This window comes from Xanthobacter aminoxidans (genome assembly GCF_043193615.1).
Lineage (GTDB): Bacteria > Pseudomonadota > Alphaproteobacteria > Rhizobiales > Xanthobacteraceae > Xanthobacter > Xanthobacter aminoxidans.
In genome coordinates this window covers 37,668-54,568 of sequence record NZ_JBAFUS010000006.1, presented here as the reverse complement: position 1 = coordinate 54,568, position 16,901 = coordinate 37,668, and the positions used below count along the sequence as shown (strand labels likewise).

Genomic DNA, 16,901 nt, shown 5'->3' with positions numbered 1-16,901 from the left:
CCCCCGCCGCGCGCGGGGGCCGAGCCGTCGCCAGCCCGGCCCAACCCACACGCGTAAAACCACCTAACTGGATAGTTACCAAAAGGAGCCCTCATGGTCGCCGGCACCGCCCGCCTCTATGCCATCATCGGCGATCCCGTCGGCCATGTGCGCACGCCGCTCGTGTTCAATGCCTATTTCGCCGAGCACGGCATCGATGCCGTCTGCGTGCCCATCCACATCCGCCCGGACGAACTCGAAACCGCGCTGGCGGGGCTCAAGGCCATCGCCAATCTGGATGGCTTCATCGTCACGGCGCCGCACAAGGCGCGGGTGGCGGGCATTGTAGACCGGCTGGTGGGGGACGGGGATAAAGTGGGCGCCGTCAACACCGTGCGGCGGGAGGCGGATGGCGCTTTCACCGGCACCATGCTGGATGGCCACGGCTTCGTCGCCGGCCTCGCCAAGGCGGGCTGGGGGCCGAAAGGAAAATCCGTCTACATCGCCGGCGCCGGCGGGGCGGCGAGTGCCATTGCCTTCGCGCTGGCGGGGGCGGGCATGGCGCGCCTCACGATCTTCGATCGCACGCCGGCCATCGGGCAGGCGCTGCTCGCGCGGGTGAAGGCGGCCTACCCGCAGATCGAGACGCAATTCGGCACGCGCGACCCCTCCGGCCATGATCTGGCGGTGAATGCGACGCCGCTGGGCCTTGAGCCCGACGATCCCTTCTCCTTCGATGTGGAGAAGGCGGACCCTTCCACCCTCGTCGCCGAGGTGCTGATGAAGCCGGAGACGACGGCCCTCCTCCACGCCGCCGCCGCGCGCGGCTGCGCCATCCACCAGGGCAAGCACATGCTGGATGGCCAGCGCGATCTGATGATGGCCTATTTCGGCCTCGCGCCGCAGGCGGGCGCATGAGCCCGGAAGACGCCGCCCGCCTCGCCGGCCTGCTCCACGCCGCGCGGCAGGAGGGCCGCCTCGTCGATCTGCCCGCCGACGCCCGCCTGCCCGCGACGCCGGAGGAGGCCTATCAGGTGCAGGCGGAGATCGTCCGCCTCTCGGGCGAAGACATTCGCGGCTGGAAGGTGACGGCGCTGAAGGAAGAGGACCGCGCGGCCTATGGCGGCACGCGGCCCGTCGCCGGCCCGCTGCTCTCCGGCTGGGTGTTTCCCGCCCCTGCGGAGGTGCAACTCTCCCGCTTCGTCGCGCCGCTGCTGGAATGCGAATTCGCCTTCCTGCTGGGCCGCGACCTGCCCCCGCGCGAAACGCCCTACACGCTGGAGGAGATCGCGGACGCGGTGGCCGCGCTCATCCCCGCCTTCGAGATCGCCGATGGCCGCGTGCGCCCGGATGCCCCCGGCGCCCTGCGCCTTGCCGACAGCATGGGCAACGGCGCCTTCATCCCCGGCTCGCCGGTGACCGACTGGCGCGCCCTCGACCGCGCCGGCCCCGTCACGCTCCACATCGGCGGCATCGAGATCGAGACCGGCAGTGGCGCCCGCATCCTCGGCGACCCGCTCAAGGCCGTCCAGCACCTCGCCAACGCCCAGCCCCTGTGCGCGCCCCTGCTGGCCGGACAGACCGTGACGACCGGCACGGCGACGATGCCGGTGCGGCTGGAAAGGGCGGGACGGGTTGAGGCGGATTTTGGGGCGGTGGGGCGGGGGGAGATGGGGGTAAGGTGAAATGAGAAGAAATTGGCGACCGGGAGATTAAGCCAGAGGTATCCGATAGGTCCGCCTTTTCAGTTCGCGAATGCAGTAGCATTCGGCCCTTGAGATGTGCTGCGGGACCCTGTGACTGCTGGTCGGAACAGCGTTTCAGGCCGGCCGATAGGGGATGGTTGAAGGGTTGACCATCACGTTCGTTAGCCCTCGCATATCCAGCAGACTCTTGGCGACCTGAATGTTTGCCGCTGGACCAGCTACGACCTCAACGAGGTTGCCGGGCTCGCGTACCGGCCATGCATGCGCGATGTAAGGCACGAACTCCGCGCTCCCTCGCATCCTGGTCTTAGTGACGCCCTTGAGCATGGAGCCACTGCCTAACATCAACATGCGTACTTCGCGTTCGTTTTCGTAAGCGTGGTGCTTCGATGTCAGAGCATGCCAGATTAGCTGCTCTACCAACTGGACACTCAACTCCCGTGTGAATGGCAAGCCGATCGCCTTGTCACTCATCAGTTCGCTGTTCTTGACGGCCGTCGTCAGAAAGTGATCTGCCGCATAATGGATAGCGCGACGGCTCCGATCGATGATCTGCTCCGGTTTATAACGCACCCGGCCGACAAATGAGTGCTTTTCAGGCGGCAACCCCGGCTCAGCTGGTTCCGGGGCAAACATCTGGGGCGCGAAGCCGATCGCGAATCCTCGCCCATTGTCACCGTAGGCCCGCCACTGGCCAAGGTCATCGCGAGCACTACTAAAGCTCGCGACAAAAAATTCAAAAGTCGCGATGTTTTCGCGCGACAACAGGTCGCCAGTATAATCAAGAAAAAACTGCGCGCGAGGGTCGGCACCTTGCCGGGAGGCCTGAAAGATCTCGCGCGCATGCTCCATTCCGTGCCAGACCTCGCTCGGGTCGTTCAGGTGGCGATAATCGGTGAACCACATTGTCTCAGATTCAAGGATGCCCTGTAGGCCTGCGGCGCTGGTATATTGATAAAGCGGCTCGATGACGCGGTCCTTCTCTTCCTCTTCGGCTAGTTGTGCTTGACACCAGACTTGGAATTGACCGAGAGCGGTCTGTAGTTGAGGGGGATGATGAGGCGACGGCTCTTCGAATGTCTGCTGCATGTGGCCCCCAAACTCAGCCCCAATTTAGTGTCTTCTAGCACGAATGTGCCCCGGCTGGTGACCTTGCTATTCACCCCTCAAAACCGCCCCTCCCGCCCCTCCTGAAACGCCGTGATGCCCTCCTGCCGGCCCCGGTCGCTCATGCAGATCACGTGCAGTTCGTTCTCGTGGCGGATGCCGGCGTCCAGCGGCATGGAGAGGGCGGCGCGGGTGGCGGCTTTGACGGCCTGCGTGGCGAGGGGGCTGAAGGTGGCGATGCGCTGGGCCAGCGCCGTGGCGTGCGCGTCGAGGGCGTCGTCTTCCACCACCTCCTCCACAAGGCCGATGGCGAGCGCGCGCGCCGCATCGATGGTGTCGCCGGAGAGCAGCAGGCGCATGGCCTGCCCGTAGCCCACGAGGCGCGGCAGCATCTGGGAGGCGCCGCCGCCGCCCACCCAGCCGCGCGTCACCTCCGGCGCGCCGAATTTGGCGGACGTGCCGGCGATGCGGATGTCCGCCCCGAGCGCGATCTCCAGCCCCCCGCCCAGCACCCATCCGCGCAGCAGCGCGATGACGGGCTTCCTCATGTCGCGCACCACGGCGGCATATTCGATGCGGTTGCGGAAGGCCCAGAGGTCGGTGATCTCGCCAAGGGCGTTCATGTCCGAGCCGGCGGAAAACGCCTTCTCCCCGCCGCCGGTGAGCAGCACCACGCGCACTTGATCGTCCGCATCCAGCGCCGCGCAGGCCGCCGCGAGGTCGCGGGCCATGGCGGGGGTGATGGCATTGTGCTTGCGCGGCCGGTCGATGACGAGGCGCGCCACTGCCCCTTCGTGGGTGACGCGGATGGCGCCGTCGGTGTCGCTCATGCTCCCTCTCCCTCGCACACGCGGGCGGAGCGGCGCTCCACCTCCTCGAAGATGGCGGAGACATCGCGGTCCGTGCCGCCATGGGCCATCATGTCCGTGAACAGGCCGGCGAGGGTGTCGAGCAAAGTGAGGCTCAGCCCCATCTCCCCCGCCAGCGCCTGCGCCGTCTTCAGGTCCTTCAACTGATATTGCGCCGGGGAGCCGGGCACGAAATCCCGCGCCGCCATGCGCGCGCCGTGGAGGTTCAGCACCTTTGAATCGCCGAAGCCGCCTATCAGCGCCGTGCGCAGGTTTTTAAGGTCCGCCCCGCCTTTGGCGGCGAAGGCGAAGGCTTCCGCGACGCCGGCCATGGCCGCGCCGACGATGATCTGGTTGGCGAGCTTGGCGAGCTGCCCCGTCCCCACCAGCCCGATGCGCGTCGCCCGCCCCATGGGCGCGAAGAGGGGGGCAAGGTCTGCGACGGTGGCTTCATCGCCGCCCGCGAGGATGGCGAGGGTGCCGTCCCGCGCCCCCACCTCGCCGCCGGAGACGGGCGCGTCCACGTAACGGATGCCCCGCGCGGCGGCTTGGGCGGCCTGCGCCTGACAGGTCTCGACGGGGATAGAGCTCATCACCACCAGCGCCGCGCCCGGCTTCAGGGCATCGAGCGCCGCGCCGGAAAACAGCACCTCGTCGATGACCGCGCCGGTGGAGAGCATCACCACCGCCGCCTCCGCGCCTTCGAGCGCCTCTTCCGGCGTCTCGGCGAGGGTGGCGCCGGAGGCGAGCAGCGGCTCCGCCTTCGCCCGGCTACGGTTCCAGGCGGCGACACGGAAGCCCGCCCCGGCGAGCCGCCGCGCCATGTGGCCGCCCATGATGCCGGTGCCGAGGAAGGCGATCCGCGCCCCCGGTGCGATCTCCGCCATGGTGTCCTCCCGAGGGTTTTTAAGCGGTCTTCGCTCAGGCGCCGCGCGGGCTGGAGCGCTTTAAGCGGTCTTCGCCGCCTTCTTCACTGCCGCGAGCTGCTTGAATTCTTCGGACTTCTTGTAGAACGCATCCAGCGGATAGCAGCCGGAGACGATGCCGTTGCGCGGCGCGGACGTGCAGTCGGAGAAGGTGCGGCACACCTTCTTCTTCTGGAAGGGCCGGCCGTGCAGCACGTCCAGCGGCAGATCGGGATATGAGAGCACCATGCGGCCGAGGCCGACAAAATCCGTCCAGCCCTGCCGCACCACCGCCTGCGCCACGTTGGGCAGGAATTCCTGCAGGTAGGTATAGCCGGAGCCGATGAGGGTGAAGTCCGGGAAGCGCGCCTTCAGCGCCCGCACCACCTCCAGATGGCGCATCACGCCCAGCAGCGGGTCCTCGGGCGGCTGGTAGCCGTCGGAGGGCGGATAGCTCGCGGGGCGGGTCAGGTGCGGATTGTAATAGGGGCTGCCGAGGGTGACGTTGACGAGGTGGATGTCGAGCGCGCGCAGCACCTCGAACACCTCGAAGGTCTCGTTGAGATCATAGGCCGTGGGGTCGCCCGCATCGGTGCCGAAGCCGTAGACATAGGGCAGGGCGCCGGCCGCGCTTTCCGGCACGCCGGGGCCGAGGATGCCCGGCACGCTCGCCGCCGGATCGGGCCGGTAGGCGATGAGATCGATGGCCGAGAGGCGAACGCCGAACTTCAGCCCCGGGCAGGCGGCGCGGATGCCGGCCGCCAGCTCGCGCAGGAAGCGTGTGCGGTTCTCCAGCGATCCGCCGAAGGCGCCGGGGCGGGTGCGGGCGGAGAGGAATTCGTGGCCGAGATAGCCGTGGCAGTGCTTCAAATCCACGAAATCGAAGCCGCAGGCCTGTGCGCGCTTCGCGGCGGTGATGTAATCGTCGATGAGCCGCCAGATATCGTCGTCCGACAGCACCGGATAGTCCTCCGGGATGCCGAACTTCCGGTCGAGCACCGGGTGGCGATAGAGGATCTTCTGCTCGAATTTGCGATTGTCGTTCGGCTTGCAGAAGCGGCCCGAGTGGGTGAGCTGGAGGCCGATGACGAGGTTGTCGTCGTTGCCGGTGGCCTCCTTGTGGGCCGCGATCACCGTCTCGCGCAGGCCGGCGATGGCGGATTGGGTCGCCTCGCTCATGACCAGCTGGAGCGGGTTGGCGCGCCCGTCATGGCGCACGGCCACCGCCTCCCCGCCATAGATGAGCTTCGCCCCGCTCTCGCCGAACCGCCGCCAGCGGCGGATGGTGTTCTCGGTGGGCGCGCCCTCCCGCGTGCCGTCCCAGCCCTCCATGGGGTGGATGGCGAAGCGGTTGCCGATGGTCATGTCGTCCACGGTCAGGGGCGCGGCCAGCGGCTGGTCGGGGCCGTGGGCGACGATGTCGTCGCAGGGCATGTCCGCGCCCAGCTCGGCGAGATGCGCGCGAAAGCCGGCGACGCCGGAGAAGGACGTGATCTTCGGGAAATCCCCATACTTCATGGAGGGCTCCTTGGGGTGTTTCTCGGGGCGTTTTGGGCGCGGGCCTTGCGGCGGGCGTTCTTGTTTATGTAACTGGTTAGTTAATATGGGTGGGGTGGGGCTGTCAATGCGGATGGCGTGGGGAGATTGCAGGTGGCAACGGTGCGGCGTGAGGCGCCAGCCGTGCCCCTCTCCCGCAAGGGGAGAGGGGAGATCGCTAGGGCATCGAGGGATGGCATTTCCCCTGAGGCGCCGTCATGCCCGGGCTTGTCACGGGCATCCACGTCGGGCGGAGGGGACGATGCGTGGAAGGCGTTCCCGGCCGGTCCACGTGGATGGCCGGAACCCGCATGTTTGCGGGTTCCGTTCCCAGGGGCGGAAGTCGGCAACAGCCGACTTCCGGGACGAGCCCGGCCATGACGGCTTGGGGGTCAACGAGGCCGAGCTGCACAACCGCAGGCGCTTCTACCCAGACGCTCCGAGGCTCCACGCCCTCTCACACCCTCTCGATATACCGCGTCACCACATCCACCACATGCCGGCGCCGCGTGGCGCGCTCGTCGGCTGTCGCGAGGTCGCGGCCGAAGGCGGTGGAGAGGGTGGGGTTGTTGGAGAAGTAGAAATAGCTGATGGCCGAGATGGTGAGGTAGAGGTGCAGCGGATCGATGCCGGGCCGCAGCGTGCCGTCGGCCGCGCCGCGCGCCAGGATGGCTTCCAGCCGGGCGATGAGGGAAATCTGCATCTCGCGCAGGCGCAGGGAGCGGCGCAGATACTCGCCCCCCAGCATGTTCTCGCTGTTGAGCAGCGGGATGAGGTGGGGGTGCTGGGCGGGATAGTCGAACTTGAATTCGGTGAGGCAGGTGATGGCCGCGAGCGGGGCCATGGCCTCCAGCGCCAGTTCGGCCTCGGCGACGCGCATGTCGGTGTAGACGCGCTCCAGCACCGCCAGATACAGGTCTTCCTTGCTGCCGAAATAATAATAGATCATGCGCTTGTTGGCGCCGGCCTCCTCGGCCACCACGTCCACCCGCGCCCCGGCGAGGCCCTTGGCGGCGAATTCCGCCTCGGCGGCTTCGAGAATGTTCAGCCGCGTCTTGTCCGCATCCCGCGTCGCCGCCTCGCGCTGCGGGGCGGCGGTGGAAGCGCGGGCCGCCTTGCGGGCGGGAGGGGATGCGGGCATCGCAGGTTCCGGAACAGGCGGCGTGACAGGAACGGGCCCGCTCAAGCGCTGAGTCTTGCGCCGGGCCCGCGCGGCGAACGTTGCGACACGGCGAGCCGCTGTTCAAGTCCGATCGATTGCGGAAGGAACAGCGCGGCATCCATGGGTCGCAAATCCCCGGCGATGTCCGGGCGGAAATCCATGTGCGCGAGCACGTCGCGCTCCATGTCGATGCCGGGGGCGATCTCGATCAGCTCCAGCCGGCCGGAGGCGCCGCGCCGGAACACGGCCCGCTCGGTGACGTAAAGCGCCTCCTGCCCGATGCCCGCCGCGTAGGCGCCGCTGTAGGTGAGCTGCTGGAGACGGTCCACGAACTTCAAGTCGCGCCCCTCCTTGCGGATCAGCGTCTTGCCGTCCGGCCAAGCCATGTCGAGCCCGCCGGAGGTGAAGGTGCCGGAGAAGACCACCTTCTTGGCGTTCTGCGAGATGTTGATGAAGCCGCCGGGGCCGATGATGCGGTCGGAGAAGCGCGAGACGTTCACCGAGCCCTCACCATCCACTTCCGCGAAGGAGAGGAAGGCGATGTCGAGGCCGCCGCCGTCGTAGAAATCGAACTGGTAGGGCTGGTCGATCATGGCGTGGAAGTTGCGGCTGGCGCCCACCTCGTTGCCGCTCGCCGGCGCGCCGCCGATGAGGCCCTGTTCGTTGGTCAGCGTGATGGCATCGAGGCACCCTTCCTCCGCCGCCACCGTGGCAATGCCGGTGGAGATGCCGGAGCCGAGGTTGCACACCGCGCCTTCATACAGCTCCAGCGCCGCGCGCCGGGCGATGACCTTGCGCGGGTCGAACGGCAAGGGCGCGATGGCAGAGAGCGGGATCTTCAGCTCGCCGGCATAGGCGGGGTTGTAGTCCGAGACATAGGTCTGCATCTGGTCGGGATCGACCACCACCACATCCACGAGAATGCCGGGAATCTTCACCATCTTGGGGTTCAGCGTGCCGCGCCGGGCGAGGCGCTTCACCTGCACGATCACGATGCCGCCGGCGCGCTTGGTCGCCTGCGCCATGGAGATCATCTCGCCGAAGATGGCCTCCTGCTCCATGGAGATGTTGCCGTCCTCGTCCGCCGTGGTGCCGCGCAGGAAAGCGATGTTAGGCACGAACGGCTTGTAGAAGAGCCATTCCCGGCCGGCGAGCTGCACCACCTCTACCAGGTCTTCCGTGGCCGAAGGGCTCTGTCGCCCGCCGCCGAGGCGCGGGTCGATGAAGGTGTTGAGGCCCACATGGGTGACGAGGCCGGGCCGGCCGGAGGCCATCTCGCGGGTGAGCTGGGAAAGCGCGCCCTGCGGCAGGGTGTAGGCCTCGACGCGATCCTCCAGCGCCATCTTCTCCACCGGTGGGGAATCCACCAGTGTGCCGCAGACCACGCGCTTCAACAGGCCGTCATGGGCGAGGTGGCCGACGCCGCGGGTCTTGCGGTCGCCGAGGCCCACGGGATGCACGGTGGTGAGGCCGCGCGGCGCACCCTCTTTGAGGAAGCGTTCGGCCACGGCGGCGATGAGGGTGTCCGGCACCGCATGGCCGCCGCCCGAGCCGCCGATGAGGATGGTGTCGCCACTCTCCACCAGCCGCGCGGCTTCCTCCGCGCTCAGAACGCGCATCGCCATGCCGATCCTCCCCTGCCATTCCGCCCATGCCGCGGGGCCGCCGGGCCTTCAGGCGCGGGGCTCCGTCTTGCTTAACTCACTAGTTAGTTATATGTCTCGATCCGTCCATCGTCAATTCGCCCCGTGCCGCGCGGGCGCGCCCTTGTGCGCGCCTCCAGGGCGGACGCGCGGCCCAACGCCACCGGATCGACCATGAGCCATTTCGAGACGCAGGACGTGCTCAGCGTCCATCACTGGACCGACACGCTGTTCAGCTTCCGCACCACCCGCAGCCCGGCGCTGCGCTTCATCAACGGCCAGTTCACCATGATCGGGCTGGAGGTGGAGGGCCGGCCGCTGGTGCGCGCCTATTCCATCGTCTCGCCCAACTATGACGAGGAGCTGGAATTCTTCTCCATCAAGGTTCAGAACGGCCCGCTCACCTCGCGCCTCCAGCACCTGAAGGTTGGCGACCGCATCCTGGTGGGGAAGAAGCCCACGGGCACCCTCATCCACGACAATCTCCTGCCCGGCCGCACGCTCTATCTGCTCGGCACCGGCACGGGGCTCGCGCCCTTCCTCAGCATCATCCGCGATCCCGACACCTATGCGCGCTTCGACAAGGTGGTGCTGGCCCACGGCTGCCGCACGGTGGCGGAGCTGGCCTATTCCGACTACCTGACCAAGGAACTGCCCAACGATCCCTTCCTCGGCGAGGAGGTGCGGGAACGGCTGATCTATTATCCCACCGTCACCCGCGAGCCGTTCCGCAACCAGGGCCGCCTCACCGACCTGATGACATCAGGCAAGTTCTTCACCGACATCGGCCTGCCGCCGCTCGATAAAGAGCACGACCGGGTGATGCTGTGCGGCAGCCCCGCCATGATCGCCGACATCCGCGGCCTGCTCGATGGGCAGGGCTTCGCCGAGGGCAGCATGTCCGAGCCGGGGCACTATGTGATCGAGAAGGCGTTCGTGGAGAAGTAGGCGGCGCCCCGGAGGGATGAGCCGAAGCGCGCGCGGGCCTATCGCGGCGTCTGCGGTTCCACGTCCCTGAACAGGCGCTCCGCCATGTAATCGATGAAGACGCGCAGGCGTGGCGACACCAGACGGTTCGACGGCCACAGAATGCTGAATTGCCCGGGATCGGCGAGATGCTCGCCGAGAACGGTGTGCAGCAGGCCGTCCGCCACCGCATCCCGCGCCAGAAATTCCGGCATATAGGCGATCCCCAGCCCCGCGATCGCCGCCCCGCGCAGGGCCTCCATGTTGTTGCAGGTCAGGGGCGAGGGACGACGGAAGGGATCGACCCCGTCCGCGTCCCTGAGGGGCCATGTCTGCAGCTTGCCCGAGGTCGGGAAGCGGAAGCGAAGGCAATCGTGCCGTTCCAGATCCGGGGGAGCGTGCGGGATGCCGGTCCGCTTGAGATAGGCGGGAGAGGCGCACAGCACGAAGCGGAACGGGCCGAGCCGGCGCGACATCAGGCTGGAATCGGTCAGCGGACCGCTGCGGATCACCGCATCCAGTCCCTCCTCCACCACATCGACGAGGCGATCGTTGAAGTCGATGTCCAGCTCGATGTCGGAATAGCGCCGCCGGAATTCCGGGATGACCGGCAGGAGGAAGCGGTAGCCGATCGTCGGCACGCCCACGCGGAGCCGGCCGCGGGGCGCGCGCGTCGCAGCCGACAGCATCGCCTCGGCGTCGCGCAGATCGTCCAGAATGCGACGGCAGCGCTCGTGGAAGGCCGCGCCTTCCTCGGTGAGCGAGATGCGCCGTGTGGTGCGATGGAACAGCCGCGCGCCAACGCTGTCTTCCAGCTTGGCGATGCTCTTGCCGACGGCGGAAGCGGATATGCCGAGCGCACGGGCCGCCGCCACGAAGCTCTGATGCTCCGCCGCCTGCACGAACGCCGCGATGCCGCTCAAACTCTCCATGCCCGCATATTGGGGAATTTTCCTCCGTAATCAACGGACATTGGAGCCATTTATCACGCTTTCACTCCGCGATAATTCCGGCCCGGCGGCTTGATGCGTCCGCATCGCCCGCGTCCAAGCCGAGACGGAAAGCCCCGCATGTCCGCCACGTTCGCTGCCCCCGCCACCGGCAAGACATCGATCCTGATGGCGGTCTGCCTTGCTGCGCTCGTTCTGCCCCTCAGCTTTTCCGGCGGGGCGGTGGCCACCCCGGCCATCGGCGGCGACCTCGGCGGGAGCCCGACGGCGCTCAACTGGATCACCAACGCCTTCATGCTGACGTTCGGCAGTTCCCTCATGGCGGCGGGCGCCCTCGCCGACCAGTTCGGCCGCCGGCGCCTGTTCATGACGGGCATCATCGTCTTCGCGGTGCTCTCCCTCGGTTTGAGCCTCGCGCCGTCCATCCTTATCCTCGACCTGCTTCGCGGCGGACAGGGCTTTGCCGCAGCCGCCGCGCTCGCCGGCGGAACGGCGGCGCTGGCGCAGGAGTTCGAGGGGCACGCGCGGACGCGGGCGTTCAGCTTTCTCGGCACGACATTCGGTGTCGGGCTGGCCTTCGGACCGCTTCTGGCGGGCTTTCTCATCGGGATGTCCGGCTGGCGGGCCATCTTCCTCTCGGGGACGCTGATCGGCGCGCTCTCCGTGCTTCTGACAGCCCGGACGATGCGGGAAAGCCGGGACCCCGACGCCGTTGGCCTCGACTGGCCGGGGGCCGTGACCTTCACGGCAACACTGACGCTGTTCACCTATGGTGTCATCGAAGCGCCGGAGATCGGCTGGGGCCACCCGATCGTCCTGTCCGAGCTGCTCGGGGCGGCCGCGCTGCTCGCGGCGTTCATTCGTGTGGAGACGAGAGCGGCGCGGCCGATGCTGGATCTCTCCCTCTTTCGATATCCCCGCTTTGTCGGCGTGCAGGTTCTGCCCATCGCCACCTGTTATTGCTACGTGGTCCTTCTGGTGCTGCTGCCCCTGCGCTTCATCGGCGTCGGCGGACTTTCCGCGTTCGATGCGGGCCTGCTGCTCATCGCTCTCTCCGCGCCGATGCTGATCGTGCCGCTGGTGGCCTCCCATCTCGTGCGATGGGTGTCGGCGGGTGTCCTGTCCGGTGCGGGTCTGCTTCTGGCCGCGCTCGGACTGTTCTGGCTCGGCCGCATCGATCCCGCCGCCAAGGGCATGGCCGTAATGCTCCCCATGCTGCTCATCGGCATTGGAACCGGCTTCCCCTGGGGGCTTATGGATGGGCTTTCCGTCAGCGTGGTCCCCCGGGAGCGCGCCGGCATGGCGACCGGCATCTTCAGCACCACACGGGTGGCGGGAGAGGGCATCGCATTGGCCATCGTCAACGCCATTCTGGCGGGTCTCGTCAAAGCCCGGCTGGCCGCCTTGGTCTCGGCGGGCGATGGGAGCGCAGGCGCGGCCGCGCAGCGGCTGGCGATGGGCGATGTTCGCGGCGCATCCGAGCTTCTGCCGGGTCTGACGGCGTCGCAGCTCCGCGAGAGCTATGCCGTCGCCTTTCAGCATCTGAGCCTCGTGCTCATCGCTGTCACGGCGGTTTCTGCGCTCGTCATTCTCGCGCTGCTCCGCCAGCCGGCGCCGGAGACGGGCGAAGCGGGCGAGGAGGCTTTCGTGGAGAAGTAGGGGGCGGGATCTGCGCTCCGGCGCGCCCCTCCCACCGCGGGCGATGACGGCCTCGAAAGGGGGCAGCAAAACAAAACGGGCGAAAACGACGCTCCCGCCCTGTCACGCTTCTTGCTTGGCCTCCGCCATGGCCATGAAATTCTACATGACGCCCGGGTCCTGCTCCACGGGCATCCACATCCTGCTCGAGACGCTGGAACTGCCGTTCGAGGCGTGGATCATCAACATCCCCGCCGGCGACCATTTGCGTCCCGACTATCTCAAGATCAACCCGCGCGGCACCATCCCGACCCTGGTGCCGGATGGTGGCGAACCCTTGTGCGACTTCAGGTCCATTGCCCTCTGGCTCGCCCGCACCTATCCGCGCGGCAAGCTGCTGCCGGAGGACCCGGCGCTGGCCGCTCAGGCCGAAGAGCTGATGAATTTCGCCATCGGCCAGCTGCACGGCGAGGGCTTCACCCGCGTGTTCGTGGCCGAGCGCTATGTCGCGCCGGAAGACAGCGGACGTCTGAAAGACGACGTGACATCCCACGGCCGGGAGATCGTGACACAGGGGTTCGATGTGGTGGAGCGGCGCCTGCCGGCCGAGGGCTTCGCCGTGGGGGATCGCTTCTCCATCGCCGATGCGGCGCTGTTCTACAACGAGTTCTGGGCCGACCGCATCGGCATCCCCCTGCCGCCCAAGGTGAAGGCCCACTACCAGCGCCTGCGCGCCCGCCCCGCGGTGCGGCAGGTGCTGGCCGAGGAGGGCTACCGGACCTGAGCCGGGCCATCGTCGTCCCACTGTCAGACAACCGTCGTATCTGACCCCCGCCGAAAGTCCCACACAGCCTTTCGACACCCGGCGCTGGCCCTCGTGGCCGGCGCACCGGCGGGCTGTGCGTTGCGAGGAGGCGGAAGCATGGAGAAGACCCTGATCGTCGAGGCGCTCGGCGAGGGCGGGTTGCTGCTCCCGGCGCGGCTGGAACGCGCGCTCGCCGCCAACGACCGCGCCAAGCTGCGTATGACCGCCTTGCAGGACGCCGCCGCCCGCGCCCGTGCGCCCGCAACGCCTCTTCGCCCGCTGGACGCCGAGGCCCGCGCCGCCGGCCTCATGGGGGACGGGCTCGATGCGGTGGTCGCCAGCGCTCGGTTCATCGACGGCGGCGGCTATCAGGTCAGCGGCGCCGGCCGGCTGACGCAGGCGATCCTCGACGACATCGCCGCCATGGCCGATCCGCTGGAGGCGTCCGGCGACGCGGGTGCGGAAACCTTCGCCGCGCGTCTCGCGGCCCTGCGCACGGCGTTCGCCGGAGGGGCGGACGACATCCTCTCCGAGGCCGATCTGGTGCGCCTGACCAGCGCCCGACGCGGCGGGGCGGACAGCGCGCATCTCCTCGTCATGGATTTGCACAAGGCGCTGAACCGCCTTTCCGCCGCCCTCTCGGCCGAGACGGTGGCCGGCGCGCGGACGCTGGGCATCGCGGAAGAGGACAAGCCGCGCATCGCCGCCTTCATGGCGGGGCTCGGCGAGACGCGGGGGCTCGTCTTCGGCCATCCCGGCCTCGACACCACGGCGAGCCGCAGCGGCGCGCGCCTCGTGATCCAGAACGACATCGGCACCACCGATGCCCATGTCATCATCCTCGCCGTGGAGGGGCTCGCGGCCACCGTCACCTACACGGACGTGCACCGCTCCCGCGCCAAGTTCTTCATCTCGCTGTTCTCGGATGCCGGCGCGGACTGGACGCCGCTCGCCGAGCGCACGGCGGCGGGCATCGCGGGCGGGGCGGCCTTCCACCTCGTCACCGGCCGCTTCGTCGCGACCGATGCGGACGCGCTGGACGGCTTCCTCGCCGCCGTGGGCCGCAACATCGTCTTCCTCATCGACTGGAACAAGGCGCGCAAGGCGTTGCAGACCTTCGTGGACAAGCCCACCGCCATCGCCCTGCTGCGCACGGCGGCGCGCGGTGCCATCGGCCATCGCGGGTTTCTGGAAATGGGCGGGCCGGAACTGGTGTTCGATGCCGTGCGCCGCAGCGCCGAGGGGCGGGTGCCCTATGGGGCGCGGCTCGACCGGGTGCTGGGGCGCGAGGGCGCGGCGCGCTTCCTCGCCGAGGTGCTGCGCCTCGCCAGCGAGGGATTGGCCGCCGGCCGCTCGGCACGGCTCATCCGCGACGAGGTGCGGGCGGAGCTGGCGCGCAGCTTCGGCTCGGTGGAGGAGGAGATGCTGGCCGTGGTGCTGCGCCAGCTCGGCATCGCCCGCATGCTCGCCAGCGAGGTGGCCGGCGTGCTCGATGGCCCGGCCGATCTCTCCGATGTGGCCCGCGATGCGCTCCGCAGCCGCGCCAAGCGCCTGGAGGAGAAGGCCGACCGGCAGATCGTCGGCGCCCGCGAGCGGGCGAGCGGCCCGTTCGGGCAGGGCGGGCGCTTCCTGCCCGTGGCGGATGCCGCCGAGCAGGCGGTGGATGCGTTCGAGGAGGCCGCCTTCCTCGCCAGCGCCGCGCGGCTGAAGCCCGGCACCGCCGTGCCGCCCTTGCGCGATCTCGCGGCCGGCGCGGTGGTCTGCTGCTCCGACCTCGTGCGGGCAGTGGCCGCCGCCAGCGAGGGCTCGGCCGGCCGGCGGGAGGACGTGACCGACACGCTGGAAGCCATCGACGCCGTGACCGAGGGCGAGCGCCGGGCCGATGCCGCCCATCGCCGGGTGCAGGAAGCGGCCCTGACGCCGGGAGGAAGCGATCCCGCCGATGCCGGGGCGCTGGTCGCGACCCTGGAACTCGCCCGCGCCATCGAGGGCGCCACCGACGAACTGGCCCGCGCCGCCCTCGCGCTGCGCGCCTCGGTGCTGGAGGAGATGGCCCCGTGAAGCACGAAACCTCGCACCCCATCGCCTTCATCGGCCCCGGCGGCACCAAAGCGCCGCTCACCGCCCATGATTTCGGCTCCAAGGCCGCCCAGCTCTGGCGCATGAATGCGCTGGGGCTCGATGTGCCACCGGCTTTCGTGCTCTCCGCTTCCCTGTGCGGCGAACGCCGCGCGGGTGAAGTGCGGCGCCTGCTGGAGGATGGCCTCGCCTTCCTCGAAGCCGCCACCGGCCGGCGCTTCGGCGACCGCCGCCGCCCGCTCCTCGTCTCGGTGCGCTCCGGCGCGGAGAAGTCCATGCCGGGGATGCTGGAGACCGTGCTGGACGTGGGCATGACCGCCGAGACCGCGCGCGGCCTCATGCGCCTTCACGGCAACCCGCGCCTCGCCTTCGACTGCCATCGCCGCTTCATCGAGGGCTGGTGCGAGGTGGTGGCCGGCCTGCCCCGCGCGCCGTTCGAGCAGGTGCAGCGCGATCTCATCGCCGCCGAGCAGGCGTTGAGCGAGCAGGGGCTGGACCCGGAGGCGCTGGAGCGCCTCGCCGCGCGCTATCTGGACCTTGCCCGCGACGGCTACGGCGCGAGCGTGCCCGAAGATCCCCGCGACCAGCTCGCCGAGGCGGTTGAGGCGGTGTTCCGTTCCTGGGCGGCGCCTAAGGCGGTGGAGTATCGCCGACTGAACCATCTGGAGCATCTGGCCGGCACGGCGGTGACGGTGCAGGCCATGGTGTTCGGCAATGCCGGCGTGCGCTCGGGCTCGGGCGTCGCCTTCTCGCGCAATCCGGCGAGCGGGGCGCCGGGCCTCTATGCCGATCTCCTGTTCGACGCGCAGGGCGAGGACGTGGTCTCCGGCCGCCGCCAGCCGGTGGGGCTCGACCGCCTCGGCGCGGTGCTCCCCGATGTCGCCACAGCGCTGGCCGAGGGAGTCGCGGCGCTGGAGCGGCATTATCGCGATGTGCAGGACGTGGAATTCACCTTCGAGGAAGGTCGCCTCTATTTCCTCCAGACCCGCGCCGCCAAGCGCACGCCGCGCGCCGCGCTGAAGATCGCCGTGGACATGGTGGCGGAAGGCGCCATTACCCCGGCAGAGGGGCTGGCGCTGCTGGAGGGCGTGGACCTCTCCGCCGTCGCCGCCACCCGCTTTTCCGGCGCTGCGGAGCCGGTGGCGCACGGCGTCGCCGCCTCGCCCGGCACGGTGAGCGGCCGGGTGGCGTTCGACGAAGAGGGCGTCCGCCGCCTTGCCGGGGCGGGCGATCCCGTGATCCTGCTGCGGCCGGACGTGGCCACCGACGACATCGCCGCGCTGGCGCTGGCGGCGGGTATCCTCACCAGCGTCGGCGGGCGCACCGCCCATGCCGCCGTGGTGGCGCGTCAGCTCGGCCGGGCCTGCGTGGTCGGCTGCGCCGCGCTCGTCATCGATCCCGCCGCCCGCCGCGCCCGGCTCGGGGCCGAGACGCTGGGGGAGGGGGACTGGCTCTCCCTCGACGGCGAGGCCGGCAGCGTCTTCATGGGCCGGCGCGCGGTGGTGTCCGAAGAGCCGGAGGCGGAGCTTGCGGCGGTGAATGGCTGGCGCGTGGCTGCGCCGTCCCCGGCTTGAGGC

General features: G+C 69.0%; 14 protein-coding genes. 7 read left to right on the top strand and 7 right to left on the bottom strand.

Annotated elements, in window-relative coordinates; translation table 11 throughout:
- Positions 1–93 precede the first annotated feature (93 nt).
- Positions 94–897, top strand: a complete 804-nt coding sequence (locus V5F74_RS22545) for a shikimate dehydrogenase family protein (protein ID WP_394010043.1) — start codon at positions 94–96, stop codon at positions 895–897.
- On the top strand, positions 894–1,664 hold the full coding sequence (locus V5F74_RS22540; protein WP_394010042.1) for a 2-keto-4-pentenoate hydratase: 771 nt from the start codon (positions 894–896) through the stop codon (positions 1,662–1,664). The genes V5F74_RS22545 and V5F74_RS22540 overlap by 4 nt, the downstream gene beginning before the upstream one ends.
- Before the next feature lie 135 nt (positions 1,665–1,799).
- Here V5F74_RS22540 and V5F74_RS22535 read toward each other — a convergent pair whose 3' ends face one another.
- From V5F74_RS22535 to V5F74_RS22510, 6 genes are all read right to left on the bottom strand, one after another.
- Positions 1,800–2,774 carry a DUF2971 domain-containing protein gene (locus V5F74_RS22535; RefSeq protein ID WP_394010041.1) on the bottom strand — a complete coding sequence of 325 codons (975 nt, stop codon included), beginning with the start codon at positions 2,772–2,774 and terminating at the stop codon, positions 1,800–1,802.
- A gap of 77 nt (positions 2,775–2,851) precedes the next feature.
- Positions 2,852–3,622, bottom strand: coding sequence for an enoyl-CoA hydratase/isomerase family protein (locus V5F74_RS22530; RefSeq protein WP_394010040.1), 771 nt, complete (start codon positions 3,620–3,622; stop codon positions 2,852–2,854).
- Positions 3,619–4,527: an NAD(P)-dependent oxidoreductase gene (locus V5F74_RS22525; protein WP_394010039.1), complete on the bottom strand. Its 909-nt coding sequence runs from the start codon at positions 4,525–4,527 to the stop codon at positions 3,619–3,621. The genes V5F74_RS22530 and V5F74_RS22525 overlap by 4 nt, the downstream gene beginning before the upstream one ends.
- 60 nt (positions 4,528–4,587) lie before the next feature.
- Positions 4,588–6,063 carry an oxidoreductase gene (locus V5F74_RS22520; RefSeq protein WP_394010038.1) on the bottom strand — a complete coding sequence of 492 codons (1,476 nt, stop codon included), beginning with the start codon at positions 6,061–6,063 and terminating at the stop codon, positions 4,588–4,590.
- Between the two features lie 475 nt (positions 6,064–6,538).
- Positions 6,539–7,222, bottom strand: a complete 684-nt coding sequence (locus V5F74_RS22515) for a TetR/AcrR family transcriptional regulator (protein ID WP_250165237.1) — start codon at positions 7,220–7,222, stop codon at positions 6,539–6,541.
- Between the two features lie 41 nt (positions 7,223–7,263).
- Positions 7,264–8,868: an acyl CoA:acetate/3-ketoacid CoA transferase gene (locus V5F74_RS22510; RefSeq protein ID WP_394010037.1), complete on the bottom strand. Its 1,605-nt coding sequence runs from the start codon at positions 8,866–8,868 to the stop codon at positions 7,264–7,266.
- Positions 8,869–9,060: 192 nt separating this feature from the next.
- On the opposite strand from V5F74_RS22510, the gene V5F74_RS22505 reads away from it, so the two are divergent.
- Positions 9,061–9,834 (top strand): ferredoxin--NADP reductase, encoded by a 774-nt coding sequence (locus V5F74_RS22505; protein WP_394010036.1) that lies wholly within the window; start codon positions 9,061–9,063, stop codon positions 9,832–9,834.
- Positions 9,835–9,872: 38 nt separating this feature from the next.
- Here V5F74_RS22505 and V5F74_RS22500 read toward each other — a convergent pair whose 3' ends face one another.
- Entirely contained in the window at positions 9,873–10,784 is a 912-nt protein-coding gene (locus V5F74_RS22500) for a LysR family transcriptional regulator (RefSeq protein ID WP_394010035.1), read from the bottom strand.
- Between the two features lie 138 nt (positions 10,785–10,922).
- Between V5F74_RS22500 and V5F74_RS22495 the strand changes: the two genes are divergently transcribed.
- From V5F74_RS22495 to V5F74_RS22480, 4 genes are all read left to right on the top strand, one after another.
- Positions 10,923–12,461: an MFS transporter gene (locus V5F74_RS22495; protein ID WP_394010034.1), complete on the top strand. Its 1,539-nt coding sequence runs from the start codon at positions 10,923–10,925 to the stop codon at positions 12,459–12,461.
- Between the two features lie 133 nt (positions 12,462–12,594).
- Positions 12,595–13,224, top strand: coding sequence for a glutathione S-transferase family protein (locus V5F74_RS22490; RefSeq protein ID WP_029555968.1), 630 nt, complete (start codon positions 12,595–12,597; stop codon positions 13,222–13,224).
- A 138-nt stretch (positions 13,225–13,362) separates the two neighbouring features.
- Positions 13,363–15,306, top strand: coding sequence for a hypothetical protein (locus V5F74_RS22485; protein WP_029555967.1), 1,944 nt, complete (start codon positions 13,363–13,365; stop codon positions 15,304–15,306).
- Positions 15,303–16,898: a PEP/pyruvate-binding domain-containing protein gene (locus V5F74_RS22480; protein WP_394010033.1), complete on the top strand. Its 1,596-nt coding sequence runs from the start codon at positions 15,303–15,305 to the stop codon at positions 16,896–16,898. The genes V5F74_RS22485 and V5F74_RS22480 overlap by 4 nt, the downstream gene beginning before the upstream one ends.
- Positions 16,899–16,901 lie beyond the last annotated feature (3 nt).